The organism is Nocardia sputi (assembly GCF_023501985.1).
In genome coordinates, this window is the sequence record NZ_JAMFLC010000078.1 from 1 (window position 1) to 672 (window position 672).

The 672-nt window shown below is 70.8% G+C and carries 1 protein-coding gene; it reads left to right on the plus strand.

Annotation, left to right across the window (positions count from 1 at the left end; genetic code table 11):
* Window positions 1-68: 68 nt before the first annotated feature.
* The coding region (locus M8859_RS36695) for a hypothetical protein (protein ID WP_249645683.1) at window positions 69-672 on the plus strand (604 nt) is incomplete at its 3' end.

Consider the following 672-nt stretch of genomic DNA (forward strand, 5'->3'; position numbering starts at 1 on the left):
GCGTGCAGGCGCGGGCACTGCACGCGGTGCTGGTCGACGCGACGTCGCGGCAGAAGTAGGCGGTGGCGGTGGACGGTTCGTGGGCGCTGGACTCGGTCGTGGAGCTGCGTGCCTTGTTCGAGGGCTTGACTCCTGCGGTGCGGCGCCCGATCGAACTGGTGGTCTTCGGAGGAGACCTGCCGCGTGCCGACCTGTCCGGGATGCGGCGGATGGCCGCGGAGCTGCGGGCGGAAGCGGCCGCCATGAACGGTTATGCGCAGGACGCGCAAACTCTCCTGGCGGAGGAGGATTCGCTCGGTGCGCTGGGTGATCGACTGCGCGAGATATTGCAGTTGCATCGGGAGGGCGCGGTCAGGCTGCGGGAGGAAGCGCTGGCCTTGGCCGATCAAGCGCACGCGGCCGCCAACGATGCGGAGAAGACGCTGTGTGTGATGTTCGCGTTCGGTGTGGAGTTGGCCTGGCGCATCATCAGGGCGGTGTCGGCAGCGGCGGCGGCTGGTCCGGCCGCTCAGGTTGCGGCAGCGCCGGTGGTGGAGTCGATGCTGGTCGAGGGCCGAGGCAGGGTCGCGCTGATGCGCGCGGGCCTCGAGCAGGCCTACAAGGTGGGCGCTGCGAAGACGGCGGGGCGCCTGTCGGCGTTGGGGCCGGCCCGGTTCGCGGTCGCGGTCGGCA